The organism is Streptomyces sp. NPDC088261, from assembly GCF_044740805.1.
Lineage (GTDB): Bacteria > Actinomycetota > Actinomycetes > Streptomycetales > Streptomycetaceae > Streptomyces.
Window position 1 is genome coordinate 430,838 of the sequence record NZ_JBIURL010000001.1, and the last position, 25,241, is coordinate 456,078.

Below are 25,241 nucleotides of genomic sequence, written 5' to 3' on the forward strand. Positions count from 1 at the left end.
CGGACATGAGCACTTCGTCCCCCACCCCGGCCACGCCGGGCACCCCCCGCGCCATGCCCCCGCTGGACGCCGACGAGCGGACGTCCCTGGAGAGCTGGCTCGACTTCTACCGTACGACCCTGGCCCAGAAGTGCGACGGCCTGGCGGAGCACCAACTCCGCGAGGCTTCCGCCGCGCCGTCGTCCATCACCCTGCTCGGCCTCGTCCAGCACGCGGCGGAGGTCGAGCGGAACTGGTTCCGGCGGGTGCTGGTCCAGGAGGACGCCCCGCCGATCTACTCCCCCGACGCCGACATCGAGGCGACGGACGGCGGTTTCGACCTCACCGAGGAGGTCACCTTCGACCAGGCGTTGTCCGCGTGGCACGCGGAGATGGACCACGCGCGGAAGAACTGCGCGGACCGCGCGCTGGACGACACCAGCCCGTTCATGGGCGGACAGGTCACGCTGCGCTGGATCTACACCCACATGATCACGGAATACGCCCGCCACTGCGGCCACGCCGATCTTGTCCGCGAACGGGTCGACGGCCGGACGGGCGTCTGAGAGGAGTCCGGACGGTTACGGATATTGCCGATCGCAACGAGGCGGAGGCGCACGGTCAGTATCCGCGCCGTACGTTGGTGATGGCGGCGTCGTCCAGTTTGTGGGCGCGGCGTTCGGACTCCGCCGTCAGTTCGCTCAACGCGTCATCGACGGCTGTCAGTACGGTCCCCACCGCCTCGTCGGTCACGGCCGGGGAGTCGTCCGTCCGCTTGTCGCGGATACCGACGGCCGTGGCGAGCGCGGCCAGGACCGGCTCGTCGGCCCTCCAGCGGTCGGCGGCCCGGCGGCGGGCGGGGGAGTCGACCAGGACAAGTTCACTGGACCGGAACACGCCCCACCGGCGGTGGTGCCGGCGGACGAGCTGCCCTTCCGCCTCCAGCGCGGCGGTATATATGGCGGACAGGTTCCGCCCCCTGCGCCAGAGCCAGTTGCCGACGGACTCGTACGGCGCCTGCCGTACGAACGAGGACGCGGCGTCACTCAACAGCGGATCGCCCGGGAGGTCGGTCCCGCCAGGCCCACCCGTGGCCGGGGGGCGGTCCGCAGCCGACCCGTCGGAGGGAACAATGCGGTCCCCGTCCAGGGTGATCGCCCCCACCGCCAGGAGGTCGATCGCCTCGGCTCCCGCGAGGGCGAGCGACAGGGCGCCCCGCTCCACCGTACGGACGGACGTCATGTCCATCGCGACGATCAGCAGCTCCCGCGCTGTGCTCATGGTCACCTCCACGCGTCACATAGGCACCCATCAGAGCAGCACCGCGCCCGTCCCGGCCACCGCCGCGCCGAGCGGGACCCACCGGCAGCCGTGCCGGAGTGCGGTATCGGTATCGGCGACCGGCCCGGCGTACAGCATGAAGACCGGGAGGCGCGGCCGGCCCATCCTCGGGCTACTGCCCCCGGGCTACCGCTCCGGCCTGGTCCAGAACTGCCGAGGCGCGAAGCCATCGCGCCTCAACCAGTGCTCGGTGCAGACGATCCGCTCCGCCTCGACCACCACAACAGTGGATCAGCGGCGAGGTGGACATACCGCACCGGCGTCGCGAGCGGCCCCTCCGGGCCCGGGCCCGGCGTCGCGATCACGCACATGTTCTGCGACGACAGCAGGTTGAGGATGCGCTCTTCCAGACGTTCCCGACCGAGGCGCCCCTTCGGGGCCGGACCGGCCAGCCACTCGTTGGTCACAGGCATGACCCACTTTCCCACGCGGCCCGGGCCACGACGGCCGTCGCCGCCGCAGAGCCGACGCCGCCCGGCGGCTGTGCCTGGAGAATCTGACGCACTTCCTGGCGCCACTGGTCGGCGTCGGCACTGTCCACCCAGCCGGTTGCCATTTCTGATCCGTCCCGGAGAACCCGGTCCAGTGCGAGTCTCGCCGACACGACAAGTGAGGCCGGCAGTTCGGGCAGCGGTTCCCTGGGGCCGTCATCGGGGTCGATGACGATGGGGCTGTCCGGGAGGGTGCTGGCGACTAGGGCGCCGGCGGCCACAGCTTCGGCCCCGTCTCCGCCGTCGACTCGCTCTCCCGAGTCGATGACTCGCTGGAATGCCCGCGCAAGCACGTCGATGAGCTGCTGGCGGGTGAGTCCGGCGAGTCCGTCGACGAAGTCTGCGGCGAGGTCGTTGTCGAACGGGCCGGTTCCCCACGTCCCCATGCGTGACTCCTGATAGTGCTGTCCGAGACGAAAGCATGGTTCCAGGAGCCACTGACATCCGTCACCGGGGCGAGAAAAAACCGCCGGTCAGCCGACCTCAGGCGGGCTTCGGCGGCGTGGTCGGGACCGTGGCCGGCGGAGTCTTCCCCTGGCCGTGGCCCTCGCCCTGGCCGGTGCGGTGGAGCCAGATGATGTCTCGGGCGAACGACCAGGTCAGCAGGGTCAGCGCCGCGATCACGACCACGAGGGCGGGGACGTACGGGAGGAGACCTGACGCCGTCGTGAGGAGGATGATCCCCTGGAGCGCCGCGACCGTCTTGCGGGCCGTGCTCGGGGGGAGGGAGCCGTTCAGCCACGGCAGGAAGCGGGCCGCCGCGACGAAGCCGTACCTCATCACGCCGATCAGGAGCACCCACGCGCCCAGCGACGTCGCGACGAAGACGCTCAGCACAAGGATGAGGAACGCGTCGACCTCCATGTCGAAACGCGCCCCGAGCTTGGACGACGTGCCGGTACGGCGCGCGACCTGGCCGTCGACCGCGTCGAGGATCAGCGCCACCGTGGCGAGCGCGACCAGGGCGGTGAGGGGCGGCGGGCTCTCGAAGGAGTCGGCGACCAGCGCCGCGACTCCGCCGACGAGGGTCGCGCGGGCGAGGGTGACGCGGTTCGCCGGGCCGAAGGGTCGTGACCAGGAACGGCTCAGGGCGCGTGTGAGTACGGCCCAGGTGGCGATCGCGACCGCCGCCCCCGTCAGCCATCCGGCGGGGCCCAGCCCGATCGCCTTGCTGAGCAGCAGCAACAGGAGCGCCTGCGCGGCGAGTCCGGCGGCCGTCTCGCGCCGTACCAGCTTGGCCTGGTGGGACAGCGACACGTGAGACACGTGCGGGGTGTTTGGGGTGCGTGGGGTGTGCGGCAGGCGGGACAGGCGCGACAGGCGGGGGGTGCGCGGCGCGCTGGGGGCGTGCGCCACGCGGGGCGTACGCGGCGTACGTACCGCGCCAGGCAGGCCCGGCGCACGATGCGCGCTCCGCGCACGCGGCTCGCGCGGGGCGCGTGGCGGGCGCGGAGCCCGGGACGTCCCGGCCGTAGCCGCCGTACCCGCCACCGTACCTACTGCTGCCGCCGCTCCCAGCGCCCCCAGGGCCTTCGATATCCCGAGCGTCCTGGCCGCCTCGGAGAGCCCGGCCACCCCCGCCACCCCGGGCACCCCGGGCGCCCCGGTCACCCCAGCGATCCCCGTCAACCCAGCGACCCCCGTCACCCCGGCGATCCTGGCGACTCCCCCCGCAGGCGCGACCGCCGCGCCCCCCGAGGGCCCGGCGACCCCAGCGGCCCCCAGCAGACCAGCGGCCCCAGCGCCCCCGCCGACCCCACCGGCCCCCGGCAGCCCAGCGCCCCCAGGTATCCCGGCACCGCGCTGGACAGGTGCGTGTACGTGCGTGTTGTACATGTTCACCGTTCACCCCGGCTGTGTGGCCGACTCGATGCGTGCCGCGTACGGTGATCGCGGCCTCGTAACCAGCACTACGCAAACCGCTCCCCGAGCGTTCAGGTCCAGGAGGACACCACATGGAGCGCAAGGCCCGCGCATTCTGGCTCCGCGCCCCCGGGCACGGCGAGATCCGGGATGTCGTCCTGCCGGAACCGGGCGACGACGACGTCGTGGTGCGCACGCTCTCCTCCGGCGTGAGCAGGGGTACGGAGTCCACCGTCTTCCGCGGCGGCGTGCCGGAGAGTCAGCACGCCGCGATGCGCGCGCCGTTCCAGGACGGCGACTTCCCCGGGCCCGTCAAGTACGGCTACCTCAACGTCGGCCTCGTCGAGGAGGGCCCCGCGCACCTGCTCGGCCGTACGGTCTTCTGCCTCTACCCGCACCAGACCCGCTACGTCGTCCCCGCGAGCGCGGTCACCCCCGTACCGGACGACGTCCCCGCCTCCCGGGCGATCCTGGCCGGCACCGTGGAGACCGCGGTGAACGCCGTCTGGGACGCCGCGCCCCTCCTCGGGGACCGGATCGCGGTGGTCGGGGCGGGCATGGTCGGCGCGTCCGTCGCCGCCGTCCTCGCCCGATACCCGGCCGTACGCGTCCAGTTGGTCGACGCCGACCCCGGCCGCGCGGCCGTCGCCGGCGCGCTCGGCGTGGACTTCGCGCTCCCGGCGGACGCGCTGGGCGACCGCGACCTGGTCGTCCACGCCAGCGCCACCGAGGCGGGGCTCGCGCGCTCGCTGGAACTGCTCGCTCCGGAGGGCACGGTGCTGGAGCTGAGCTGGTACGGCGACCGGCGGATCAGCGTGCCGCTGGGCGAGGCGTTCCACTCCGGCCGGCTCGTGCTGCGCAGCAGCCAGGTGGGCATGGTGTCGGCGGCCCGGCGCTCGCGGCGGACCTTCGCCGACCGGTTGGCGCTCGCGCTCGACCTGCTCGCCGACCCGGCGTTCGACGCGCTGGTCACCGGCGAATGCGCCTTCGAGGAGCTGCCGCGCGTACTCGCCGGAATCGCCGGGGGCGAGGTGCCGGGACTGTGCCATCGCGTCCGGTACGGTCCCGAGGCGGAGCCCGCCGGGAGCTGAAGTGCGTGCGGGGTGAACAAGTGGCGGGCGTTCACCGTACTAATCGCCGTACCAGCGGAACAAAGCGCTACCAGCAGGCGGAACGAAGCGCCGTACCAGCAACCAGCAGAAAAAAGCATTGCCGCACCAACAGACAAACAGCCCTGGCAGAAACCCTGACAGGAGTACGTAGGACCTGGAGGGTCATCCGTTGTTCAGCGTCACCGTCCGCGAGCACCTCATGATCGCCCACAGCTTCCACGGCGAGGTCTTCGGGCCCGCGCAGCGCCTGCACGGAGCGACGTTCCTCGTGGACGCCACCTTCAGGCGGCCCGAGCTGGACGCCGACAACATCGTGGTCGACATCGGTCTGGCGACCAAGGAACTGGGCGCCGTGGTGGGCGAGTTCACCTACCGGAACCTGGACGACCTGCCCGAGTTCGCCGGTATCAACACGTCCACGGAGTTCCTGGCGAAGGTCATCGCCGACCGCCTCGCCGACCGGGTGCACGCCGGGGTCCTCGGCGAGGGCGCGCGCGGCCTGACGGCCATCTCCGTCACCCTGCACGAGTCCCACATCGCCTGGGCGAGCTACGAGCGGGCGCTGTGAGTCCCGCCGGCGCCACCGCGGCGGAGCTGGCGCTGTGAACCCGGCCGGCGCCACCGCGGCGCCCGCACGCTCCGTGCGGGTGGTGATGCCCGGTGGCGTCGACGATCCGGCGGCGCCGAGCGGCGGGAACCGCTACGACCGCCGGGTGTGCGGCGAACTGCCCCACGCGGGCTGGCCGGTCCACGAACACGCGGTCCCCGGCGCCTGGCCCGACCCCGCCCCGGAGGCGCGCGCCGAACTGGCCCGGATCCTGGCGGAGTCGGCGGACGGCAGCGTGGTCCTCCTGGACGGCCTGGTCGCCTGCGCCGTCCCGGAGGTCATCGTGCCGGAGGCCGGCCGCCTGCGTCTGGCGGTGCTGGTGCACCTCCCCCTGGCCGACGAGACGGGCCTCACCCCCGAACGCGCGGCGGAACTGGACGCCGCCGAACGCCGGACCCTGCACGCGGTATCGGCGGTGATCGCCACCAGCACGTGGGCGGCGACCCGCCTGATCACCCACCACAACCTGCCCCCGACCCACGTCCACGTGGCCCCACCCGGCACGGACCGGGCCCCACTGTCGCGGGGGTCGGCGGGGGGCGGGGCGGGGGGTGCGGGGGCGGCTGCGGCTGCGGACCTGGCCACGGGTGCGGGTGCTGGAGCGGACGCGGCTGCGGCTGCGGCTGCGGCTGCGGACCTGGGCACGGGTGCGGGAGCGGGAGCCGACGCGGATGCGGGCGCAGGCAGGGGCGCGGGCCTGGGACCGGTCCTGGGCAGGGACGCCGGTACGACCCTGAGCCCAGCCCGAAAGATGGCCGAAGGTACGCCCCCCGGTACGCACCCCAACACGACACCCCCCACAGACACGGCCCCGAACACGAACCCCTGCCACGGCCTGACCCAGAGCACGGACGCGGGCACAGCCCCGGGCACACCCCCCGACCTGGGCACGGACGCCGGTACGACCCTGAGCCCGGCCCGCAGGACGGCCGGAAGTACGCCCCCCAGCACGGCACCGACCGCAGACACGGCCCCGAGCGCCGACCCGGCCGACCCGGCCCCGGACGAAGGCCCCGCCGCCCCCCTCCTCCTCTGTGTCGCCACCGTCAGTCCCCGCAAGGGCCAACTCCGCCTCGTGGAGGCCCTCGTCGAGGTTGCCGGGTTCGACTGGCGGTGTGTCTTCGTCGGGGGGCTCGGGCAGGATCCCGGTTACGTCGCGCAGGTCCGTGAGCGGATCCACGCGGCGGGGCTCGGGGCGCGGATCCGGCTCGCCGGCCCCCGCGTCGGGCCCGCCCTCGCCGCGACCTACGCGCAGGCCGACCTCCTCGTCCTCGCCTCCCACGCGGAGACGTACGGCATGGCCGTGACCGAGGCCCTCGCCCGTGGCATCCCCGTCCTCGCGACCGCCGTCGGCGGTGTCCCCGAGGCCCTCGGGCACGCGCCCGACGGCACCCTGCCCGGCGCGCTCGTACCACCCGACGACCCCGCCGCCCTCACCACCGCCCTGCGCGCCTGGCTCGCCGAGCCCGGTGAGCGGCGCCGGTCGAAGGAGGCCGCGTACCAGCGGCGTACCACCCTGGCCGGCTGGGACACCACCGCACGGAGTCTGGCCGAGGTGCTGGAACAACTCCCCCACGAACCTCGGAGGACCGCGTGAACACCACCGACACGAGCGAAGAGCCCCGCTACACCCCCGAGTGGCTGGAGCTGCGGGAGGGCGCCGACGCCGCCGCCCGCGCCACCGAGTCCCTGGACCCCCTGCGCCGCCACCTTCGCCAGCTCGCCAAGCACCCCGCCGAGCGCTCCACCCTGGGTTCCGTCCAGCGTCCCGCCGAGGGTTCCGCCCAGCACTCCCCCCAGGGGCCCGCCCAGGGTTCCGCCCAGCACCCCACCCAGGGGCCCGTCCAGCATCCCGCCCAGGGTTCCCCCCAGAACACCCCCCTCCTCATCCGCGACCTGGGCTGCGGCACCGGCTCCATGGGCCGCTGGCTCGCCCCCCGCCTCGACGGCCCCCAGCACTGGATCCTCCACGACACGGACCCCGCCCTCCTCGACCTCGCCGTCGCCCAGATGCCCGCGCAGGCCGCCGACGGCAGCCCCGTCACCGTCGCCACCGAACAGGGCGACATCGCCGGCCTCACCGCCGCCGACCTCGCGGGCACCTCGCTGGTCACCGCCTCCGCCCTCCTCGACCTCCTCACCCGCGACGAAGTGGACGCCCTCGCCACCGCCTGCGCCCAGGCGGGCTGCGCCGCGCTGTTCGCGCTGTCCGTCGCCGGGCTCGTCGAGATCGCCCCGCCCGACCCCCTCGACGCCACGATCGCCGCGTCGTTCGACGCCCACCAGCGCCGTACCGAACGCGGCCGCCGGCTGCTCGGACCCGACGCGGTCACCGCGACGGAGGAGGCGTTCGCCCGTCACGACGCGACGGTGTTCACGTACGCCGCGCCGTGGCGGCTCGCCGCCGCCGAGTCCGTACTGACCGCGCAATGGCTGCGCGGCTGGGTCGGCGCCGCCCGCGAACAGCGCCCGGACCTCGCGCCCCGCGCCCACGCGTACCTGCGCCGCCGCCTCGCCGAGGCCGCGGCCCGCGAACTGCGCGTGGTGGTGCACCACCACGACCTCCTGGCGCTACCCCGGCCCACCGGGGAGACCTCATGACGCGCCCCGCGACCCGCCCTGGGACTCCGTCCGCGATACGGCCCGCGGCTGCGTCCGGGACACCACCCGTACGACCCGTGACTCCGCCCGTGGCACAGCCGACGGCAACAACCGTGGCACGGCCCGCGACCCGGCCCACGACAACACCCCTGACACCACCCGCGACCCAGCCCGTGGCGCAGCCCACGACAGCGGCCCCGACCATGCCGCCCGTGGCACCGTCCGCGATATCCCACGTCTCCGGCGTACCCCGCGTATCCCGCGCGCTACGGAACCACCTCGGCACCCTCGCCGGCGCCTGCCTCCTCGCGGTGCTGCTGTGGCGGCTCGGCAACGGCGCGTTCCTCGACGGACTGCGCGGCATCGACGCGCCCGTCCTGCTCGCCGCCCTCGGACTCGGCCTGCTCACCACGGTGTTGAGCGCCTGGCGCTGGCGCCTGGTGTCCCGCGCGCTGGACGTCGAACTGCCGCTGGACGCCGCCGTCGCCTCGTACTACCGCGCCCTGTTCCTGAACGCGGCCCTGCCCGGCGGCGTCCTCGGCGACGTGCACCGCGCGGTACGGCACGGGCAGGACGTCGGCGATGTCGGGCGCGGCGTCCGCGCGGTGGTGCTCGAACGGACCGCGGGCCAGGCGGTTCTGGCCGCGGTCGCGGTGACGGTCCTGGCGGTACGTCCCACCCCGGCGCTCACGGAAGCCGGCCACGCCGTCACCGCGTCGGCGGCGGGGGCGGGGGCGATCGTCGTGGCGGGGGTGGTGTGCGGCCTGACGGCCGTAATCGCGGCACGGATCGTACGGACCCAGCGTGTACGGACTGTACGGACCCGGCCCGCACGGAAGGCGCCCGCAGAGAACCCGGCCGCACAAGACCGGCCCACCCGCAACCCGCCCGCACAGCCCCCCGAAGCCACCACCGCCCCCCGCTGGCACCGCACCCTCCGCGCCGAACTGACCGAAGCGCGCCGCGCATTGCTCGGCCGCGCGACCTGGCCCGGCGTACTGCTGTCGTCCGTCGCCGTACTGGCGGGGCACCTCGCGATGTTCCTGCTGGCCGCGCGGGTCGCGGGAGCCACGGCGCCGGCGTCCGAGCTGCTGCCCCTGATGCTGCTCGCGCTGCTCGCCATGGGACTGCCGCTGAACATCGCCGGCTGGGGCCCCCGCGAGGGCGTCACCGCGTGGGCGTTCGGCGCGGCGGGCCTGGGCGCGTCACTGGGGCTGACCGTCGCGGTCGTGTACGGAGTCCTCGCCTTCGCCGCGAGCCTGCCGGGGATCGTGGTCCTCGCCATCCAGTGGGCCGCCCGGCGCCGACGGGGTCGAGCCGGGCCCGGGCACGAACCCGCTGAGGCCCCACGCGGGCGTGGCTCCGGCGACACCCGGCTCGAAGGCGGACCCGCTGATGCCCAGCTCAGGGGCGGACCCGGCTACGCCGGACTCGAAGCCGGAACCGCTGACGCCCGGCCCGGGCATGGCCCCGCTGACGCCCAGCTCAGGCGCGGACCCGCAGACACCCGGCCCGACGACGGACCCGCTGACACTCAGCTCAGGCGCGGACCCAGCGACGCCCGGCCCGACGACGGACCCAGCGAAACCCGCCTCAGGCGCGAACCCGGCAACACACCACTCGGGTACGGACCCGGCAACGCCCGAGTCAAAGGCGAACCCGCTGACGCCCAGCTCAGGCACGGCCCCCGCGACACCCGGCCCGACGACGGACCCGCTGACGCCCGCCTCAGGCGCAGACCCGGCGACGCCGGACTCGAAGGCGGAACCGCTGACGCCCGGCCCGGGCATGGCCCCGCTGACACCCGGCTCGACGACGGGCCCGCTGACGCCCAGTTCGGGCACGGACCCAGCGACGCCCGGCTCGACGGCGGACCCGGTGACACCCAGCCGGTGCGCCGGCCCGGCGGCGCCGGACTCGAAGGGGAACCCGTTTACGCCCAGCTCGGGCACGGACCCGCTGACGCCCGACTCGAAGGCGAACCCGGCGACGCCCGCCTCAAGCGCGGACTCGCTGACGCCCAGCTTGGGCACGGACCCAACGACGCCAGACTTGAACGCGAACCCGCTGTCACCCGCCTCAGGCGCGGACCCCGTGACGCCCGACTCGAAGGGGGACCCGCTGACGCCCAGCTGAGGCGCGGACCCGGCGAGGCACCGCCCGGGCGCGAGCCCGCTCACACCACCCGCCTTCGGCGCGAACCCGGCGACACCCGGCCCGACGATGGACACGCCGACGCCCAACTCAAGCGTGGACCCGGCGACACCCAGCTCCACGGCGAACCCGCTGACACCCGGCCCGGGCACGGACCTGCTGACCCCCGGCTTGACGGCAGACCCAGCGACACCCGGCCCGGGCGCCGACCCGGCGACGCCCGCCTCGACGGTGGACCCGTCGACACCCGGCCCAGCCGCCTACCCGCTGGCGCCCCGCTCGACGACGGGTCCCCCGGGGTCCCGCTCGACACCGGTCCCCCCAAGGCCCCGCTCAACAACCGCACCAGCGACGTCCACCCCCACAACCAACGCCCCCAGGTCCAGCTCGAAAAGCGTGTCCTCGCCGACGGTGGAGCGTCGGACCGGGGGGCGCAGCGCGTCGCGCATCACGTCCGGGCCGTCGAAGCGGATGCCCGGGACGCCGTCGCCGAGCAGGACCGGTGCGACCGTGACGTACAACCGGTGCAGCGCGCGCTCGTGCAGGAAGCGCGACACGGTGACGCCCCCGCCCTCGACCAGTACCCGGCCCAGGCCGCGCCGGGCAAGCGTTCGCACCAGGGCGCGGGGCGCGAACGCCTCGCGGTCCGGCAGGGTCAGCACCTCGACCCCGTCCCCCACCCGCCCGGGAACGGCCTGCCCGTCCTCGCGGCTCGGGCCCACCACCCACAGGGTCGGGGCTGATCCGTCCGTGAACACACGGCAGTCCAGCGGCACCCGGCCCCGCGGATCGATCACCACCCGCACCGGGTTGGTCCCGGGGCAGGTACGGACGGTGAGTTGGGGATCGTCGGACACGGCGGTGCCGGCCCCGACGACGACCGCGTCGGCGAGCGCCCGGAGGCGGTGGAGATGATCGCGGTCCTCCTCGCCGGTGACGTAGTCCGCGTCGCCGGTCCGGGTGGCGATGAAGCCGTCCAGGCTCTGGCCCAGCTGCGCGAACGTGACGTACGGCCCGGCGAGGCAGAGCGGCAGGTAGCGCTCGACGAGCAGCCGCGCCTCGGACGAGCCCGCCGGCCGCGCCCCGGACGGGCCCTCCCGCCATGCCTGGGACGCGCCGTCCCCCGTACGGAGCAGCCCGGCGGCCACGGCATCCGCCTCGGACCGGACGCCGAGCAGCCGCTCCCACACCTCGGCGGCGCCGAGCGGGCCGGCCGCGCCGAGCGAGCCCGCGGAGTCCAGCGGGCCGGCCGCGCCGAGCGAACCGGCCGAACCGGGCGCACCCGCCGAGTCCAGCGGGTCGAGCGAACCAGGCGCGCCCGTCACGGTGTCACCCGTACGGACGCCGCAGCCGCACCATCCACGCTGCCCGCACCGTCCACGCCGTCCCCGCCGCCCACCTCGTCCATCCCGCCCACCGTCATCAGCGCAAGATATTCCCCGAACGAATCGACAAGTCCGGCAAGCAATTCCTTTCCCTTCTCGGCGGACGCCAAGGACGGCCGCCCGACCACCCCGGAGTCCGTATAGGGACGCATACCCAGAGTGAGCAAATGCTTCCGTTCATCGGCGGCGAAATCGGCGGTTTCATAACCGGAACGGACCAGTTCCGGACGGGCGTGCAGCAGGATCGACGTCTCCACTTCACCCGCGTGCATATCGCTGTACGAGGAGGTCCGCACCCCCGCCCTCTCCCGCGCCGCGTCCCAGTCGGACGAGCCGGGAAATAGCGCCATGCGCGTACCGCTGCCGGCCGACTCCTGGACCACGTTCCGCAGCACGTAGTTTCCGCCGTGCCCGTTCACCAGAATGAGCGCGTGGATACCGGAACGGCGTAGTGAGGCCGCGATGTCCGCGACCACGGCGTAGAGGGTCGCGGCCGAAATGCTGACCGTCCCCGGCCAGTCCGCGTGCTCGTGCGAGCAGGAGATCGTCAGCGGAGGCAGCCGCAGGACCGGATGCGCGGCGGCGATCTCGGCGGCAACGGCGCAGGCCACGACCGTGTCCGTCACCAGCGGGAGGTGCGCGCCGTGCTGCTCGAAACTGCCGATCGGCAGGACGGCGACCTGGGGCCGCCGCTCCCCCACGTCCTCGGTGGTGTCCGCCGGCAACAGGCCGGAGGCCGGTGGTGGTACGGCAGGACCGCTCATCTCTGGGCCTTTCGTTTCCTGTCGTTTCATACGTTCGAGGAGGCCCAGGTTACGTCGTTTTCGCGTTCTCCTTCCGCGATCCGGCCGATAAGATATGGCCATGAGGGAAATTGATGGTACGTCCGACGGCAGTGGCCCCCCGGTCGCGGAACGGGTGGTGGATCTCCGCCTGGCCACCGCGTACGGCGATTTCCTCGCTGTCGGCTACCGGGACGGCAATGGCACGGACGAACAAATGGCCCTGGTGTACGGCGATGTCACGGGAGAAGGGGCCCTTGTCCGGCTGCATTCGGAGTGTCTGACCGGAGATTCCTTCGGCTCCAGGCATTGCGACTGCGGCGGCCAGCTGTCGGCCGCCCTGAGCACCATCGTGCGGGAAGGGCGGGGTGTTCTCGTCTATCTCCGGGGCCACGAGGGCCGGGGAATCGGCCTGCTCGCCAAGCTCCAGGCGATGAAGCTGCAAGCGGACGGCCTGGACACGGTCGAGGCGAACCTGGCCCTGGGCCTCCCGGCGGACGCCCGTGACTACCAGGTGGCGGCGGAGATCCTGCACGACCTGGGCATCCGGTCGGTACGGCTGATGTCGAACAACCCGCTCAAGCGGGAGGCGCTCCAGCGGCACGGCGTGAAGGTCACGGAGGAGGTGCCCCTGCTGATCACCCCTCAGGAGGAGAACATCTTCTACCTGCGGACGAAGCGGGAACGGCTGGGGCACCACTTGCCGCATCTGGAGGGCGGGGGCGTGAACACCACGCCGGACACCGCACCGGCCACCGCCCCGGACACCGCCGGGGATGCGGAATCGGGCGGCGAGGGGAGCACACCGTAACGGCGGAGTCAGCAGCCGGGGCGGCTCGGCGCGGACGAGGCCAAGGCGAGTGCGGCGAGGCGCAGTTCGGCGGCCCACGTCCGCTGGTCGAGCCCGACCGTGTACCCGGTGCAGCAGGCGCACCGGGGGACGAGTGCCAAGAAGGCTCGCTCGTCGGCGACCCCGATGGCCCCGGCGGTTTCGGAGATTTCGACGTCCGTCTCCCCCCAGTCGTCCGTCTCTCCCCACTCGTCCACCGCCGACCACTCGTCCGCCGCCACGTCGGTGGGAGCGATTTCCCCGCCGACGAGCCGCGCCGCCAGCCGCCGAAGGGCGTGGCGCCCCGCCAGAGGCCGATCGGGCAACTCGATCCCGGCCTCGGAGAGTGCGTGCTCGAACGCCTCGCGGATGGCGCGCGTCCGGGGTCGCCGGTTCCGCTGACGTACCCACTGCTTCCACGACTCCTACGATGCCAGCACCTCCCCCAGACGGGCGAAGGGCACCGCACGGAGGAGACAGACCGTCGTCGCGGCCGTCAGCGGAAGCGGCGGAAGAACGTACGTACGTCGGCGGTGAACAGGTCGGGTTGCTCCATCGCGGCGAAGTGACCGCCCCGGGGCAGCTCGGACCAGTGAACGATGTGGTGGTCCCGTTCGGCGAGGCGCCGGACGGGCCGGGCGGCGTCGGCGGCGAAGACCGCGACGCCGGTGGGGGTGGCGGGGCGCTCCGTACGCGCGGCTCCCGCCGCATGCGCCGCCTCCCAGTAGTGGCGGGCGGAGGAGCCGGCGGTCGCGGTCAGCCAGTACAGCATCACGTTGGTCAGCAGACGGTCGCGGGAGACCGCATCCTCGGGTACGTGGGTGCTGTCCGTCCACTCCTTGAACTTCTCCACGATCCAGGCGAGTTGCCCCACCGGCGAGTCGGTCAGCGCGTAGGCCAGCGTCTGCGGGCGCGTGCCCTGGATCTTCGCGTACCCCGACATCTCGGGCTCCGAGGCGAGGAGCCGGTCCAGGCGGGCCCAGTCGTCGGCCGTCAGCTCGGCGGCCACGGCGGGGTCGTCCGGCGGCAGGGTCAGCAGGGTGTTCAGGTGGATCGCCACGACCTGCCGGGGGGCCACGGCCGCCAGCTCCAGGGTGATGGCGTGCCCCCAGTCACCGCCCTGCGCGCCGTAGCGCTGGTAACCCAGCCGCCGCATCAGCTCGGCCCACGCGCCCGCGACCCGCTGAACGTCCCAGCCCGCGTCCGTGGTCGGTCCGGACAGGCCGTATCCCGGAATGGACGGGATCACCAGGTCGAACGCGTCGGCCGGCGTGCCACCGAAGGAGCGCGGGTCGGTGAGCGGACCGATGACGTCGAGGAACTCCACGACGGATCCCGGCCAGCCGTGGGTGATCAGCAGCGGGAGCGCGCGGGCTCCGGCTCCGGCTTCGGCTTCGGCTTCGGCTTCGGGCGATCGGATGTGCAGGAAGTGCACATCGGCGCCGTCGATCGTGGTCATGAACTGGGGAAACCGGTTCAGGTGCGCCTCGTGCTCACGCCAGTCGTAGGTGGTGCGCCAGTACGCCGCCAACTCCTTGAGATAGGCGGGCGGCACGCCCTGCGTCCAGCCGGGAGCGGTGGGTCCGTCCGGCCACCGGGTGGCATCGAGCCGTGCGGCCAGATCGTCCAAGGCGGCCTGAGGGATGTCGAGTCGAAAGGGCCGGATCGCCGTCGGCGCGTGCTCGCTCATGCGCGGTCCTCCTCGTTCCCCTTGTTCTCCTCGTTCCCCTCGTTCCCCTCGTCCGGTTCGCCCGCGAGCGTGCGCGCGGCTGACAGGTCACGCTCGTCCCAGCCCCAATGCCCCGGGTTCCCCTCCTGCTTGGCCTGCCCGTCGATCCATCGGTTGTGGGCCTCCCAGGCGGCCTGCTTGCTGGTGCCCAGCGCGGCGCCGATCTGGGACCACGACGCCCCGGCCCGCCGCGCGGAACGGACGGACAACTGGCGGCCGTAGGTGGCCTTGCGTGCGATCACTTCGCTCAGCGCGAGGACTTCCAGAGCCTCGGCTCGCGTCAGCGGCGCGGTGGCCGGGTCGGCCGACGCGGTCGCGTCCTCGCCGTCCTCGCCGTCCTCGTCGGGTGCCGCCAGGGCGTCGCGCGTCCGCAACACGTCGTAACGCGCCACCGCCGTCAGCAGGGTGAACTGACCTTCGACGGCGTCAGGGGTCGGGTTCGACATGCGCCAAGCATCTCGTCAAGCTACCTTGACGTCAAGGTAGCTTGACATCAAACTCCCTCAACTCCCCCTGATCCGGGTCCGGGTGGCTTCCTGGGGGTACGAAGGTGCACCCAACACCACCTCCGGTCCGGGCACCACGCCCCGTGTGCCTGACCCTCACCCTCCGTAGCGTCATGGACAGGGACGCAGCGGGCGTCCGAGAGGGAGGGACGGCCATGTTCCGTCGTACGGGGACGAGCAAGGGCACGGATACAGGCACGAATGCCGGCACAGTCATGAATACGGGTACGGGCACGAGTACGAGCACGGGTACGGACACACGCACCGCCACCCGCGCCGCCCGCAGCAGCCGCAGGGGTACGAACCGGTCCCCCCACCCCGCCCGCAACCCCGAGGCGCTCCGCCTCGTCGGCGTCAGCAAGGTGTACGGCGAGGCGGAGAGCGCCGTCACCGCGCTCGACCGGGTCACCCTGAGCCTGCCGGCCGGGAGCTTCACCGCCGTCATGGGGCCGTCGGGCTCCGGCAAGTCCACGCTCCTCCAGTGCGCGGCCGGGCTCGACCGCCCGGACCAGGGCCTGGTCATGGTCGACGGCGAGGAGATGACGAGCGGCGGAGAGGCGGCGCTGACGAAGTTCCGCAGGCGGCGGATCGGCTTCGTCTTCCAGCAGTACAACCTGCTGGACACGCTGACCGTCGAGCAGAACACCACGCTGCCGCTGCGCCTCGCGGGCCGCCGCGCCGACCCCGTACGGACCAGGGAGATCCTCACCCAGGTCGGCCTCGGTGACCGTCTCGGCCACCGCCCCGACCAACTCTCCGGCGGGCAGCGGCAACGGGTCGCCATCGCGCGGGCGCTGGTCACCGAGCCCAGCGTGATCTTCGCCGACGAGCCGACCGGCGCGCTGGACACCCGGAGCGCGCGGGACGTGCTGGGTCTGCTGCGGGACGCGGTACGGATCCACGGGCGGACGGTGGTGATGGTGACCCACGATCCGGTCGCCGCGTCGTACGCGGACTCCGTCCAGTTCCTGGCGGACGGCCGGCTGGCCGGGCAGCTGACCGCGCCCACGGTGGACGCGGTCGCCGAACGGCTCGCGCACCTGGGCGACATCGCGGACCAGGGCCAGGGCCACCCCGAAGGCCACGGCCACCACCTCACCCTGGAGGTCTGAGCCATGTTCACTCTCGCTCTGCGTTCCGTCCGGCAGCGGCCCGGCCGGCTCCTCGCCACCCTCCTGTCCGCCTTCCTGGGCGCGGCGATCGTCATGACGTTCGGCTCGCTCCAGGACACCGCCGGCGCCCCGGGCGTCGACGACGTCAGCGCCGAGACCCTGCGGGTGTCGTCGAACGTCGTCGGCGGGTACGGCGCGCTGCTGGTGTTCTTCGCCGTGGCCTCCGCGCTGACCGTGAACGTACGGCAGCGGAGTGCCGAGATCACCCTGCTGCGCAACACCGGCGCGACCCCGGCCCAGATCAAGCGCATGGTCGTCGGCGAGGCCGTCCTGGTGGGCCTGGGCGCCGCGCTGCTGGCGATCGGACCAGCGATGCTCGGCGGACGGGTGCTGCTCGGGCTGTTCCAGGACAGCGGCCAGGTCGCCGACGGGGTGGACTTCGTCTTCGGCCCGGTGGCGCTGGGGATGGGCGTCGCGGTGACGCTGCTGGCGTCGGTGGGCGCGGCGTTCCTCGCGGTGCGGCGGGCGACGAGGGCCGCGGCGGGGGCCCGGGCGGGCCGGGGCCGGATCAAGAAGGCGGCGGGCATCGCGGCGCTGGTGGTCGGTACGGCCGCGATCGCCTCGACCTTCACCATGAAGGCCACGGCCCCGGCCCTGATGGCCGCCCCCGCCTACGGCGCGATCCTGCTCTCCGTCGGCTTCGCGATCTTCTCCCCGGCGCTGCTGCGGGGCCTGTTGAGGATGTTCGAGCGGCCGATCACGGCGCTTGCGGGGGCGAGTGGCTACCTGGCCGTGCACACCATGCGCCACCGCGCCGCGCAGCTGTCGGGTCTGCTGATGCCGCTGGTGCTGTTCACCGGTACGGCCACGGCAGCGCTCTACATGCAGGCGGTCCAGACGGACGCGATCCGGGCGTCGGGCCTCACCCGGTCCGTCGAGGACAAGAACGTGGAGACGGTGAACCTCGTGGTCGTCGGCATCATCGTGGTCTTCGCGTGCATCATGATCATCAACACGCTGTACGCGGAAACGTCGTACCGCCGGGGCGAGTTCGGCCGCCAGCGGCTGGCGGGCGCTACGCCCGGCCAGGTGCTGAGGACGGTCGGCGTGGAGGGCCTGGTCCTGACGGTGACGGGAGTCTTCTTCGGTACGGTGGCCGGCCTCACCGGCCTCCTCGCCTTCACGGCGGTCCGCACGGACTCCGTCCTCCCGGAACCGGGCCCGGGAGTCTGGCTCCTGGTGGTGGCGGCGGCCACGGCCTCCACGCTCGTCACGGGCCTGACCACGGCCCGCGGGGCACTACGCGCACCGGCGGTCGCGGCGGCAAGCGCGACTGCGTGACCCCGCATCCGCACGACACGGCCCGGTACGGGCGCCCGTACCGGGCCATCCGTACCGGGCCGTGTCGTGCGGGGCCACCCACGATGGGGAGCGGCCTGCGCCGGATCCCCGGGGCCCGGTGACACGCGGTCAACAGCACGCCGCCCGGTGCGCGGCCTCACAGACCATCCAGCACCGGCCCCGCGAGGGGCACCCGCAGAGGGGCACCCGCAGAGGGGCACCCGCAGAGGGGCACCCGCAGAGGTGGTCACCGCCGCCGGAGTCCCGCAGGCCGGTAACAGGCGGTCAGCAACTCACCGTTCGGCGCAGGGCCCGGTGAGCCGTCCCCGTACCCTGCCCCCGCAGGGGGTGCCTGCCCCGCCAGGGCCACCCACACCCGGCGTCCCGCAAGCCGCCTCGCGCCCGGGTCGGTTACGCACGCGGCGATCGCCCGGCGCCGACGACCCGACAGCCCGGCGACCCCGCAGCCCGGCGACCCGGCAGCCCGGCGACCCGGCAGCCCGGCAGCCCGGCAGCCCGGCGACCCGGCAGCCCGGCAGCCCGGACGACCCACCCAGCGGCCGCCCGGCCCGCCCCCCCCCCCCCCCCGGCCGTCGATGACCCAGCGGCCCGAGCGACCCCCAACAGCCCTGCACCCCCACCACAGCCACCCCACATCACAGTCACCCCCATCCCCCATCACAGCCACCCCCGGCGCGCCGCCGTCAGGCTCGCCTGGAAGCGGGTGGTGGCGTCCAGCTCCGCCATCAGGCGGTGGATGCGGCGCTGGGTCGTACGTTCGCTCCAGCCCTGCGCGCGGGCGATCGCCGCGTCCGTCAGTCCCGCCGCCAGGAGCGCCAGCAACGCGCGGGTCTCCGGGCCCGGGGGCGGCGACCCGCCGTCGGAGCCGTACCCGGGGCCATCTCCGTACCCTGGGACGCCGGAGGGAACCGCACCCCCACCGGGCCCAGGGCCGCCCCCTGGCCCAGGACCCCCACCGGGCCCGGGGCCGCCCCCCGGCCCAGAACCACCACCGCCCCCAGAACCACCACCCGCCCCGGAAGCGTCACCCGACCCACCACCCACCCCCGGCACCGGCCCCCCGCCCGGCACCCTCACGCCCCCCGGGTGCGACGAATCCGTCGCCAGCAGCGGGAGCGCCCTGTCCCACTGGGCCTCGAACAGTGACGACAGCGCGACCAGCATCGGTGACGGATGGATCAGGTACGCCACCGACTGGCCACCCGGCGCCAGGCTGAACGGAATGATCGCCGCCTGGTCGTCGCTCAGCACCAGCTTCAGCGGCAACTCGTTCCGTACCCGCGCCTGTTCGCCCGTACGGATGCTCGGCACGATGTCGTTGTCCAGCCGCCCCGGCCACGCCACCGCCTCGCGGTCGTAGATCACCCGGTGCACCACACCGGTCCGCTGGCGCCGCACCTGGGCGTCGAGGTTGCTGCCGGGGCGGTCCACGTACGGCGGGCGGTCGAACGCCCGGATCTCGCGCCGCGCCGCCGCCGTCAGCCGGCGGACCGCCGCGCTGATGTCGTCGCGGTCCGAAAGCAGCTCCACCGCCATGTCGGGATGGCTGATCCGCGCCGCCTCCCGGTGCGTCTGGGTGAGCCGTTCCACCAACGACCGCGCCTCGTCGAGCCGGTGTTCGCGCTCCTGGATCAGCGCCGTGACGGCAACGTCCGGCGATACGGCGGTGAAGCGCGGCGGCCGCCCCGCCGAGCGGGTCGCGAGACCGTCCCTGACCAGCCCGGACAGCAGCTTCCCGACGGGGACCGCCGCCCGGCCGCACGCCTCGGCGACCTCCGAGGCGGTGGCCCTCGGCAGCCCGACCAGCACCTTGTAGACGTGCTCTGTCTCGTCCGTGAGTCCCAGGACGCTGAATTCCATGGCTTCTCCGACGTTCCCGTGGCGGCGGCAGCCCGCCGACTGGCGGAAGCGGGCGGCATCACCCACTTGCGCCTCTTCCGTCACGGTTGACATCTTCCACGAGAGTTCCGGTGGATGTAACCCGCACTCAACCGCTTCTCAGGCCACCACCGACGAGGGCCGGGCCCCGTCCCGTGGAGGGAGGGGGCCCGGCCCTTGAGTCGTACCCGAAGTGCTGTCCTGACGTGCCGCCTCAGTTCGTAAAGCGTCGTCTCAGCCGAAGAACACCGCCGAGACATCGTTGTCGAATCCGATCCCGGCGAGGTCCGCGACGTCGCCCTCGATGACCTTCGACCTCCCGGTGCAGTCGGCCCCCGTCCAGATCTTCAGCGAGCCCTCCGCCTGAATCGAGGAGGCGATGTCGTCCCGGCTGACGTTCTGGCAGCCCTTGCCGGACAGCCCCTGGGAGCCGTTGTCCGCGAAGTCCTTGTCGTCGAACAGCACGGCGTTGGAGGCGGGCCTGGCCGCCGGCGCGCCGCTCGTGACGCTGGGTACGGGAACGGCGCCGCCGCCCGCCTTCCGGCCGTCCGGGGTCACGCCGAACCACGTACCGCCCACGCCCTGGCCGTTGGTGTCACCGGGCTTGAGGTCCTTGGCGAACCGGTAGACGGGCCAGCCGCCCAGGGTCACCTGGAGTGATCCGTCGGCGCGCTTGACGACACCGACGTCCTTCTTCTTGATGCCGTCGATGAAGATCTTCCCGTGCGGGTCGACGATCACCGGCGGCCAGGTGACGGCGCACGCGTCGTTGCAGTTGGACTGCGACGGGTCGGCCGTGTCCTTGTCGAAGCGGTAGAGGGTGAAGCCGGCGCCGTTGGCGACGACGGGGTCGAGGGCGCCCGCCTTCGTGGCCGAGAGCTGGACCCACTTCGCGCCGGCGGGGGTGGTGGGCTTGCCCGCCGGGTTCGCGAAGTCCCCTGTGTTCGCGGGGGCGTTGTTCTGCTTCGCCGTACCGCCGCGGAAGTCGAGACTGCTGAGCGCCGCCTTCGCCGCGTCGGCGGCGCGGGCCCCGGCGTCGGCCGCACCCGACGCCACGTCGGCCGCACCCGAGGCGGCGGAACCCACCGCCGTGTCGTCGCCGTTGCAGGCGGTCAGCAGCATCGCGCCCGCGGCGACGGTGGCGGCGATCAGTCCCATGCGCTTCCGGAACATCTTCTGTCTCCCATGATGATCGGCTCCGGCTCGTCCGAAGCTTTCATGGGGGAGTACGAGGTCGCTTTGGGGCGGGCTCACCCGGTTACGTCTCCAGGACACAACACGAACAGGGTCCCGACAACGCGTACGTGATCAAGACGGATGATCGGACATACCGGACAAGCCCCGGAGAACGGGCCCGCACGCGGGCCCGGTCCCGGATCCGCCGCCCGGCCAGACCGACATGGCGTCACCCCGTCATGCGGCCCTGCCGTCACACCGCCATGCCGCCATTCCGCCATTCCGTCATACCGTCATCAGGAACGACGCCCAGGCACCCGCGCTGAACGCCAGCCGCGGCCCCGCCGGGGACTTGCTGTCCCGTACGAGCGTCACGGGCGTCACCGGCGCGTCCCGCACGCGCCCGGAGACCCCGTCGGCCACCTCGGCAAGGCGGCCGGAGACCCCGTCCGCCACCTCCACACAGTTGCCCTGATCGCCGCTGAAACTGCTCTTCCGCCAGGTCGCGTGGCCGAGGTCCACGCCGGGCTCGATGCAGTGCTTCACGTCTGTTCCCTCATTCGGCGCGCGAGCATGTCACGCGAAGGTTCTACGTCCAGGGCGGCCGCACGCAACCGGTCGAAAGTTCGGCCGTAAGCGGTCCGGTCGGCGTCACGTTCGAGGTAAACGCTACTCGCAAGGCCTTCCGAATACACGACATCAAGGTCAGCCTGGACGGGGAACTCAAGGATCACGAACGGACCCAGCATCCCGGCGTGCGCGCCGGCGGCGAACGGCAGGATCTGCAACGTGACGTTCGGCAGCTCCGTCGCGTCCAGGAGCCGCTTGAACTGCTTGGCCGCGGTCGGCGCGCCGCCCACCGGCCGGTGCAGTACGGACTCGTCGAGGATGGCCCAGAGCTGGAGCGGGTCCTCCCGGTTCAGCGCGGCGTTCTGCCGCGCCAGCCGTACCTCCACCAGCGCGTTCACCTCGTCGGCCTTGCGCTCCGGTTTGAGGGACCTGATCACCGTGCGCGCGTAGTCGGGCGTCTGCAACAGGCCGGGAACCAGGGTGGTTTCGAAGCTGCGGGCCGCCGACGCCTCCGCCTCGAAGTTGATGTAGTCGAGATAGCGCGGCGTGAGGACGTCGTTGTACGGCTGCCACCAGACGCGCCGCTTGCCCTCTCTCGCCAGCGCTTCGAGTCCGGTACGGGTCTCCTCGTCGCGGACCTTGTACAGGTCCAGCAGGGCGCCCACTTCGTGCACCCGCAACCCGCTGCGGCCCGTCTCGATGCGGCTGATCTTGGACGGGTGCCAGGACAACTCCGCCGCGGCGTCCTCCGCCTTCAGCCCACAGCGTTCCCTGATCTTGCGAAGCTCAGCACCCAGCATGCGGCGGCGCATGGTCGGAACAGCGGCCAACTGGCGCACCTCCCTCTCACTCGTGACAGGTCAGCGTATGTGGTGGCCGACGTGGTCACCGCCCGACCCGGGCAAAGTGCAAGTACGCTTTCCACAAGGCGTGGTGCGGCCCGGCCGGAGTCCTCCGGCCGGGCCGCGGCCTCTCGTTCGACGCTCGTCGGTCAGTGGTCGTCCACGACGCGGACCGCGACGCCGTTCTCGATCTCCACCTCGGCGGACACGCCCTTCCTGGCCGCCGCCTCCAACTCGCCCTCGGTGCACGGCGTGGCCGCCTGGCCGTCCGCGTCACCGCATATGTCGCCCGCGCCCTGGATCTCCGTGTCCTCGGCGAGCCAGAACATCTGCTCCGTACCCTTCAGGTCGCTGACGGAGTACTTGCCGGGCGCGATGTACGAGACGTTCCCGAACCAGGTGCCCGAGACGCCCTTGCCCTTGCCGGCCGCCGTGTCTCCTTCGCCGGTGGCCGTGTCGGCCCCGGTGTCCCCTTCGTCCGTACCCTTGTCGGCCCCGGTGTCGCCCTCGTCCGTGCCCTGGCCCGCGGCCGGCGGCTCGTCCTCCGCCGCCGGCGTCTCCTTCGCGGGCGCGGGCGCCACCGTTGCCCTGTCCGACGCCGCCGGGGCCGCGGCCGGGTCGTCGCCGTCGCAGGCCGTCAGCAGAGTGGTGGCCGCGACGAGGGCAACGGCGGCGAGGACGGCCTTGCGAAGGTGGGTACGGGCCATGATGACGAACTCCATCTAAATCTGCGGATGTTGGGGCGGCTCCCCCTGGGTGGTCACCACTCTGTCGCGCCGCCACCCCCCGCGTAAGCGCGGTCCTCGACCGAGAACGCGCCCGTCGCCGCCCTGTGACATTCGGGACGGGACGCGGGTCACCAATCGGGTATCGGACCCCAACCGCCGCCGCCACCAAGGGCGGTCGACAACAGCCTTCCCCGTACGCCCTGTTCGGCGCCGCGATCGCTTCTGCGGGCCCGCGACGGCGCCTCACCTCCCACCGGCAAGGTAAAGAAGCGGTCTTGGCTCGCATCCGAGGTTCACCCCCGAGATTCCCCCGGACGGCCGCTGGGCATCACCCCGATGCAGCAGCGCCGCGCACGCTGACCTCCCGAGGGGGATCCTGATGAGCCGAGTCAGCACTGAGCACCGCACCGCGAGCACCGAGCACCCCACCCCGCTCTCCGCCGCCGCCCCCTTCCTGCTCCGGGGGGAGGTCGCCCGTACGGTATCGCTGACCGTCACGGACCTGCGCGAACGGTGGGCCTCGCACCGCGCCGACGTGGTCTTCCACTGCACCACCGACGGCCCCCGGCACCACACCTTCGAGGGCGCGCTGCTCCGGGACGTGATCGCCGCCGCCAGCCCGGACTTCGGGGCCCGGCGCCGCAAGGACCGTACGCGCTATCTGCTCGCCGTCACCGGCGGGGACGGCCACCACACCGTGCTCTCCTGGGCGGAGGTCGACGCCGACTTCGGCAACGTACCGATCCTGCTGGCCACGTCGATGGACGGGCGCGGCCTGGACGCCGAGGGCAGTCAGCTGGTGGTGCCCTCGGACCACTGCGGGGCGCGATACGTCAGCGCGATCACCAGCGTGTGGCTGGGCGCGTACGCGGGGCCGCCCCCGCCCCCGCCCTTGAGGGCGGGCCCGTAGGCCTGGATCCCCTCGCAGAGCCGGTAGATCGTGGGGTCCACGGGGACGGCCGAGTCCAACGCGCCACGCGTGGGCCGGAGTTGGAACGCCGGTCCTCCCACCGCCCCGTCGCGGGTCCGGTCCTCCCGCGGCCTCACAGGTCCTTACGGAACGCGGCGAGGATGTCCCGGGTCCGGCGCGCGGACTCCGCCTGCGCCACCATGCGGTCCATCGCCTCCATGTGCGCGGCCACCTCCGGGGGTTTGTCGAGGTAGAGCGCGCCGGTGAGGTACTCGATGTAGACCATGTCGGGGAGTTCGGGGACGGCGAACCGGAAGAGGACGAACGGGCTGTACGTCCCCGGGTGGTGGCCGGCCGCGAACTCGGCTATCTGGAGCGTGACGTTGGGCTGATCGGTCGCCTCCAGCAGCCGGTCGATCTGCGCCCGCATGACGTCCGCGGAACCGACGGGTCTGCGCAGCACGGTCTCGTCCAGGACCACCCAGTAGACCGGGGGTTGTTCGGTACGGGTGAGGAGCGCCTGACGCCGCATCCGCAGCGCGACATGGCGCTCCAGGCGCCCGGGGCTCGCGCGGCCGACCTCGCCGGCGGTCAGGACGGCCCGGGCGTAGTCCTCGGTCTGGAGCAGACCGGGCACGAAGTGCGGTTCGTACGACCGGATCGTCCGCGCGGCCTCTTCGAGGCTGACGTAACCGCCGAACCAGTCGGGCAGGATGTCGTGGAACCGCTGCCACCAGCCGGGCTTGCTGGCCTCATCGGCGAGGTGCAGGAAGGTGGCGGCCTCGTCCTCGGGAACGCCGTACGCGGGCAACAGGAGTTGTACGTACGGAATCTTGAGCGCGACCTCGGCCATTTCCATCCGCCGTACGGTCGCGGCGGTCACCCGCAGCATCTTGCCGGCGTCGTCACGGCTGATCCCGGCCCGCTCCCGGAGTGCCTGGAGCCGTCGGCTGAGGACGAGCTGTCCGATGGTCGGCGCCGACCGTGGCTCGCTCACACCCTGCTCCTGAGAATCCCCAGCACCATACTGAGCAGTATGCCACAGCGGGCCCCCAAAAACCGACCCCGCGCCCCGTTCTTCCGCCGCCCGGCCCGTCGCGTCCACCCCAGAACCTCAGCCGAATCCTCAGCCAGAACCGAGGCCGGGACCTCGGCCGGGACCTCGGCCGGAAACGTCAACCGCGCCGTCAACCAGAACGTCAACCGGAGCGTCAAGATGAACCCCCGGCATCCGGAGGGGTACCTTCCAGTGGCCCCCGGATGTCGGGGGCCGGATACCATCGA

The 25,241-nt window shown here is 72.9% G+C and carries 25 protein-coding genes and 2 pseudogenes; 11 read left to right on the forward strand and 16 right to left on the reverse strand.

All coding sequences use genetic code 11. The features are described 5' to 3' along the window. The first annotated feature begins 53 nt into the window (after nt 1-53). Nucleotides 54-545: a DinB family protein gene (locus ACIODU_RS01805; RefSeq protein ID WP_401763493.1), complete on the forward strand. Its 492-nt coding sequence runs from the start codon at nt 54-56 to the stop codon at nt 543-545. A 55-nt stretch (nt 546-600) separates the two neighbouring features. Here ACIODU_RS01805 and ACIODU_RS01810 read toward each other — a convergent pair whose 3' ends face one another. The 5 genes and pseudogenes from ACIODU_RS01810 to ACIODU_RS01830 form a co-directional block, all read right to left on the reverse strand. Beyond that, complete coding sequence (locus ACIODU_RS01810; RefSeq protein WP_401762756.1) at nt 601-1,260, reverse strand: GPP34 family phosphoprotein; 660 nt, start codon at nt 1,258-1,260, stop codon at nt 601-603. Between the two features lie 30 nt (nt 1,261-1,290). Beyond that, nucleotides 1,291-1,425, reverse strand: coding sequence for a hypothetical protein (locus ACIODU_RS01815; protein WP_401762759.1), 135 nt, complete (start codon nt 1,423-1,425; stop codon nt 1,291-1,293). A gap of 21 nt (nt 1,426-1,446) precedes the next feature. Next, nucleotides 1,447-1,733, reverse strand: a pseudogene (locus tag ACIODU_RS01820) (hypothetical protein). After that, nucleotides 1,724-2,197, reverse strand: coding sequence for a DUF4259 domain-containing protein (locus ACIODU_RS01825; RefSeq protein ID WP_401762762.1), 474 nt, complete (start codon nt 2,195-2,197; stop codon nt 1,724-1,726). Before ACIODU_RS01825 ends, ACIODU_RS01820 begins: the two are co-directional and overlap by 10 nt. Nucleotides 2,198-2,294: 97 nt before the next feature. Beyond that, on the reverse strand, nt 2,295-3,077 hold the full coding sequence (locus tag ACIODU_RS01830) for a CDP-alcohol phosphatidyltransferase family protein (protein ID WP_401762765.1): 783 nt from the start codon (nt 3,075-3,077) through the stop codon (nt 2,295-2,297). A 689-nt stretch (nt 3,078-3,766) separates the two neighbouring features. On the opposite strand from ACIODU_RS01830, the gene ACIODU_RS01835 reads away from it, so the two are divergent. The 6 genes and pseudogenes from ACIODU_RS01835 to ACIODU_RS01860 all read left to right on the forward strand — a co-directional run bounded on the left by ACIODU_RS01835 (nt 3,767) and on the right by ACIODU_RS01860 (nt 10,130). Beyond that, nucleotides 3,767-4,765 carry a zinc-binding alcohol dehydrogenase gene (locus tag ACIODU_RS01835; RefSeq protein ID WP_401762767.1) on the forward strand — a complete coding sequence of 333 codons (999 nt, stop codon included), beginning with the start codon at nt 3,767-3,769 and terminating at the stop codon, nt 4,763-4,765. Between the two features lie 190 nt (nt 4,766-4,955). Further along, a complete protein-coding gene (locus tag ACIODU_RS01840; RefSeq protein WP_356418392.1) occupies nt 4,956-5,354 on the forward strand; it encodes a 6-carboxytetrahydropterin synthase in 399 nt (132 codons plus the stop codon). 34 nt (nt 5,355-5,388) lie between these two features. Further along, a complete protein-coding gene (locus tag ACIODU_RS01845; protein ID WP_401762771.1) occupies nt 5,389-6,990 on the forward strand; it encodes a glycosyltransferase in 1,602 nt (533 codons plus the stop codon). After that, the gene (locus ACIODU_RS01850; protein WP_401762774.1) at nt 6,987-7,994 is read left to right on the forward strand and encodes a class I SAM-dependent methyltransferase; all 1,008 of its coding nucleotides are present in this window, start codon (nt 6,987-6,989) and stop codon (nt 7,992-7,994) included. The genes ACIODU_RS01845 and ACIODU_RS01850 overlap by 4 nt, the downstream gene beginning before the upstream one ends. A 203-nt stretch (nt 7,995-8,197) precedes the next feature. Next, nucleotides 8,198-9,196, forward strand: a pseudogene (locus ACIODU_RS01855) (lysylphosphatidylglycerol synthase transmembrane domain-containing protein); the annotation flags it as partial. 586 nt (nt 9,197-9,782) lie between these two features. Beyond that, nucleotides 9,783-10,130: a DUF4573 domain-containing protein gene (locus tag ACIODU_RS01860; protein WP_401762777.1), complete on the forward strand. Its 348-nt coding sequence runs from the start codon at nt 9,783-9,785 to the stop codon at nt 10,128-10,130. Nucleotides 10,131-10,408: 278 nt separating this feature from the next. On the opposite strand, the gene ACIODU_RS01865 is transcribed toward ACIODU_RS01860, so the two are convergent. Then, nucleotides 10,409-11,473 carry a RibD family protein gene (locus tag ACIODU_RS01865; RefSeq protein WP_401762779.1) on the reverse strand — a complete coding sequence of 355 codons (1,065 nt, stop codon included), beginning with the start codon at nt 11,471-11,473 and terminating at the stop codon, nt 10,409-10,411. Continuing rightward, entirely contained in the window at nt 11,470-12,297 is an 828-nt protein-coding gene (locus tag ACIODU_RS01870) for a creatininase family protein (protein ID WP_401762782.1), read from the reverse strand. Before ACIODU_RS01870 ends, ACIODU_RS01865 begins: the two co-directional genes overlap by 4 nt. A 100-nt stretch (nt 12,298-12,397) precedes the next feature. Between ACIODU_RS01870 and ribA the strand changes: the two genes are divergently transcribed. Next, the gene (gene ribA, locus ACIODU_RS01875; protein ID WP_401762785.1) at nt 12,398-13,126 is read left to right on the forward strand and encodes a GTP cyclohydrolase II; all 729 of its coding nucleotides are present in this window, start codon (nt 12,398-12,400) and stop codon (nt 13,124-13,126) included. Nucleotides 13,127-13,134: 8 nt separating this feature from the next. Here the strand turns inward: ribA and ACIODU_RS01880 are convergent, their stop codons facing one another. The 3 genes from ACIODU_RS01880 to ACIODU_RS01890 all read right to left on the reverse strand — a co-directional run bounded on the left by ACIODU_RS01880 (nt 13,135) and on the right by ACIODU_RS01890 (nt 15,319). Then, a complete protein-coding gene (locus ACIODU_RS01880; protein ID WP_401762788.1) occupies nt 13,135-13,470 on the reverse strand; it encodes a hypothetical protein in 336 nt (111 codons plus the stop codon). 170 nt (nt 13,471-13,640) lie between these two features. Further along, nucleotides 13,641-14,834, reverse strand: a complete 1,194-nt coding sequence (locus ACIODU_RS01885) for an epoxide hydrolase family protein (RefSeq protein ID WP_401762791.1) — start codon at nt 14,832-14,834, stop codon at nt 13,641-13,643. Beyond that, the gene (locus ACIODU_RS01890; protein ID WP_401762794.1) at nt 14,831-15,319 is read right to left on the reverse strand and encodes a hypothetical protein; all 489 of its coding nucleotides are present in this window, start codon (nt 15,317-15,319) and stop codon (nt 14,831-14,833) included. The genes ACIODU_RS01885 and ACIODU_RS01890 overlap by 4 nt, the downstream gene beginning before the upstream one ends. A 215-nt stretch (nt 15,320-15,534) precedes the next feature. On the opposite strand from ACIODU_RS01890, the gene ACIODU_RS01895 reads away from it, so the two are divergent. Further along, nucleotides 15,535-16,491, forward strand: a complete 957-nt coding sequence (locus tag ACIODU_RS01895; protein WP_401762797.1) for an ABC transporter ATP-binding protein — start codon at nt 15,535-15,537, stop codon at nt 16,489-16,491. Between the two features lie 3 nt (nt 16,492-16,494). Beyond that, the gene (locus tag ACIODU_RS01900) at nt 16,495-17,832 is read left to right on the forward strand and encodes an FtsX-like permease family protein (RefSeq protein ID WP_401762800.1); all 1,338 of its coding nucleotides are present in this window, start codon (nt 16,495-16,497) and stop codon (nt 17,830-17,832) included. A gap of 678 nt (nt 17,833-18,510) precedes the next feature. On the opposite strand, the gene ACIODU_RS01905 is transcribed toward ACIODU_RS01900, so the two are convergent. From ACIODU_RS01905 to ACIODU_RS01925, 5 genes are all read right to left on the reverse strand, one after another. After that, the gene (locus ACIODU_RS01905; protein ID WP_401762803.1) at nt 18,511-19,713 is read right to left on the reverse strand and encodes a TrmB family transcriptional regulator; all 1,203 of its coding nucleotides are present in this window, start codon (nt 19,711-19,713) and stop codon (nt 18,511-18,513) included. A gap of 252 nt (nt 19,714-19,965) precedes the next feature. After that, nucleotides 19,966-20,904: a hypothetical protein gene (locus ACIODU_RS01910; protein WP_401762806.1), complete on the reverse strand. Its 939-nt coding sequence runs from the start codon at nt 20,902-20,904 to the stop codon at nt 19,966-19,968. 288 nt (nt 20,905-21,192) lie between these two features. Continuing rightward, nucleotides 21,193-21,453: a DUF397 domain-containing protein gene (locus ACIODU_RS01915; protein WP_401762809.1), complete on the reverse strand. Its 261-nt coding sequence runs from the start codon at nt 21,451-21,453 to the stop codon at nt 21,193-21,195. Continuing rightward, nucleotides 21,450-22,307, reverse strand: a complete 858-nt coding sequence (locus ACIODU_RS01920; protein ID WP_161306855.1) for a helix-turn-helix transcriptional regulator — start codon at nt 22,305-22,307, stop codon at nt 21,450-21,452. Before ACIODU_RS01920 ends, ACIODU_RS01915 begins: the two co-directional genes overlap by 4 nt. A gap of 161 nt (nt 22,308-22,468) precedes the next feature. After that, a complete protein-coding gene (locus ACIODU_RS01925) occupies nt 22,469-23,026 on the reverse strand; it encodes a hypothetical protein (RefSeq protein ID WP_401762812.1) in 558 nt (185 codons plus the stop codon). Between the two features lie 400 nt (nt 23,027-23,426). Between ACIODU_RS01925 and ACIODU_RS01930 the strand changes: the two genes are divergently transcribed. Further along, nucleotides 23,427-23,957: a molybdopterin-dependent oxidoreductase gene (locus ACIODU_RS01930; protein WP_401762815.1), complete on the forward strand. Its 531-nt coding sequence runs from the start codon at nt 23,427-23,429 to the stop codon at nt 23,955-23,957. A gap of 133 nt (nt 23,958-24,090) precedes the next feature. Here ACIODU_RS01930 and ACIODU_RS01935 read toward each other — a convergent pair whose 3' ends face one another. Next, complete coding sequence (locus tag ACIODU_RS01935) at nt 24,091-24,954, reverse strand: helix-turn-helix transcriptional regulator (protein WP_356418358.1); 864 nt, start codon at nt 24,952-24,954, stop codon at nt 24,091-24,093. Nucleotides 24,955-25,241: the final 287 nt, after the last annotated feature.

Bases quoted from the DNA above. Each gene is read 5' to 3' on its own strand.
- ACIODU_RS01805 (WP_401763493.1), top strand. From the start codon at position 54: ATGCCCCCGCTGGACGCCGACGAGCGGACGTCCCTGGAGAGCTGGCTC.
- ACIODU_RS01810 (WP_401762756.1), bottom strand. From the start codon at position 1,260: ATGAGCACAGCGCGGGAGCTGCTGATCGTCGCGATGGACATGACGTCC.
- ACIODU_RS01815 (WP_401762759.1), bottom strand. From the start codon at position 1,425: ATGGGCCGGCCGCGCCTCCCGGTCTTCATGCTGTACGCCGGGCCGGTC.
- ACIODU_RS01825 (WP_401762762.1), bottom strand. From the start codon at position 2,197: ATGGGGACGTGGGGAACCGGCCCGTTCGACAACGACCTCGCCGCAGAC.
- ACIODU_RS01835 (WP_401762767.1), top strand. From the start codon at position 3,767: ATGGAGCGCAAGGCCCGCGCATTCTGGCTCCGCGCCCCCGGGCACGGC.
- ACIODU_RS01860 (WP_401762777.1), top strand. From the start codon at position 9,783: ATGGCCCCGCTGACACCCGGCTCGACGACGGGCCCGCTGACGCCCAGT.
- ACIODU_RS01870 (WP_401762782.1), bottom strand. From the start codon at position 12,297: ATGAGCGGTCCTGCCGTACCACCACCGGCCTCCGGCCTGTTGCCGGCG.
- ribA (WP_401762785.1), top strand. From the start codon at position 12,398: ATGAGGGAAATTGATGGTACGTCCGACGGCAGTGGCCCCCCGGTCGCG.
- ACIODU_RS01885 (WP_401762791.1), bottom strand. From the start codon at position 14,834: ATGAGCGAGCACGCGCCGACGGCGATCCGGCCCTTTCGACTCGACATC.
- ACIODU_RS01890 (WP_401762794.1), bottom strand. From the start codon at position 15,319: ATGTCGAACCCGACCCCTGACGCCGTCGAAGGTCAGTTCACCCTGCTG.
- ACIODU_RS01895 (WP_401762797.1), top strand. From the start codon at position 15,535: ATGTTCCGTCGTACGGGGACGAGCAAGGGCACGGATACAGGCACGAAT.
- ACIODU_RS01900 (WP_401762800.1), top strand. From the start codon at position 16,495: ATGTTCACTCTCGCTCTGCGTTCCGTCCGGCAGCGGCCCGGCCGGCTC.
- ACIODU_RS01905 (WP_401762803.1), bottom strand. From the start codon at position 19,713: ATGGAATTCAGCGTCCTGGGACTCACGGACGAGACAGAGCACGTCTAC.
- ACIODU_RS01910 (WP_401762806.1), bottom strand. From the start codon at position 20,904: ATGTTCCGGAAGCGCATGGGACTGATCGCCGCCACCGTCGCCGCGGGC.
- ACIODU_RS01925 (WP_401762812.1), bottom strand. From the start codon at position 23,026: ATGGCCCGTACCCACCTTCGCAAGGCCGTCCTCGCCGCCGTTGCCCTC.
- ACIODU_RS01930 (WP_401762815.1), top strand. From the start codon at position 23,427: ATGAGCCGAGTCAGCACTGAGCACCGCACCGCGAGCACCGAGCACCCC.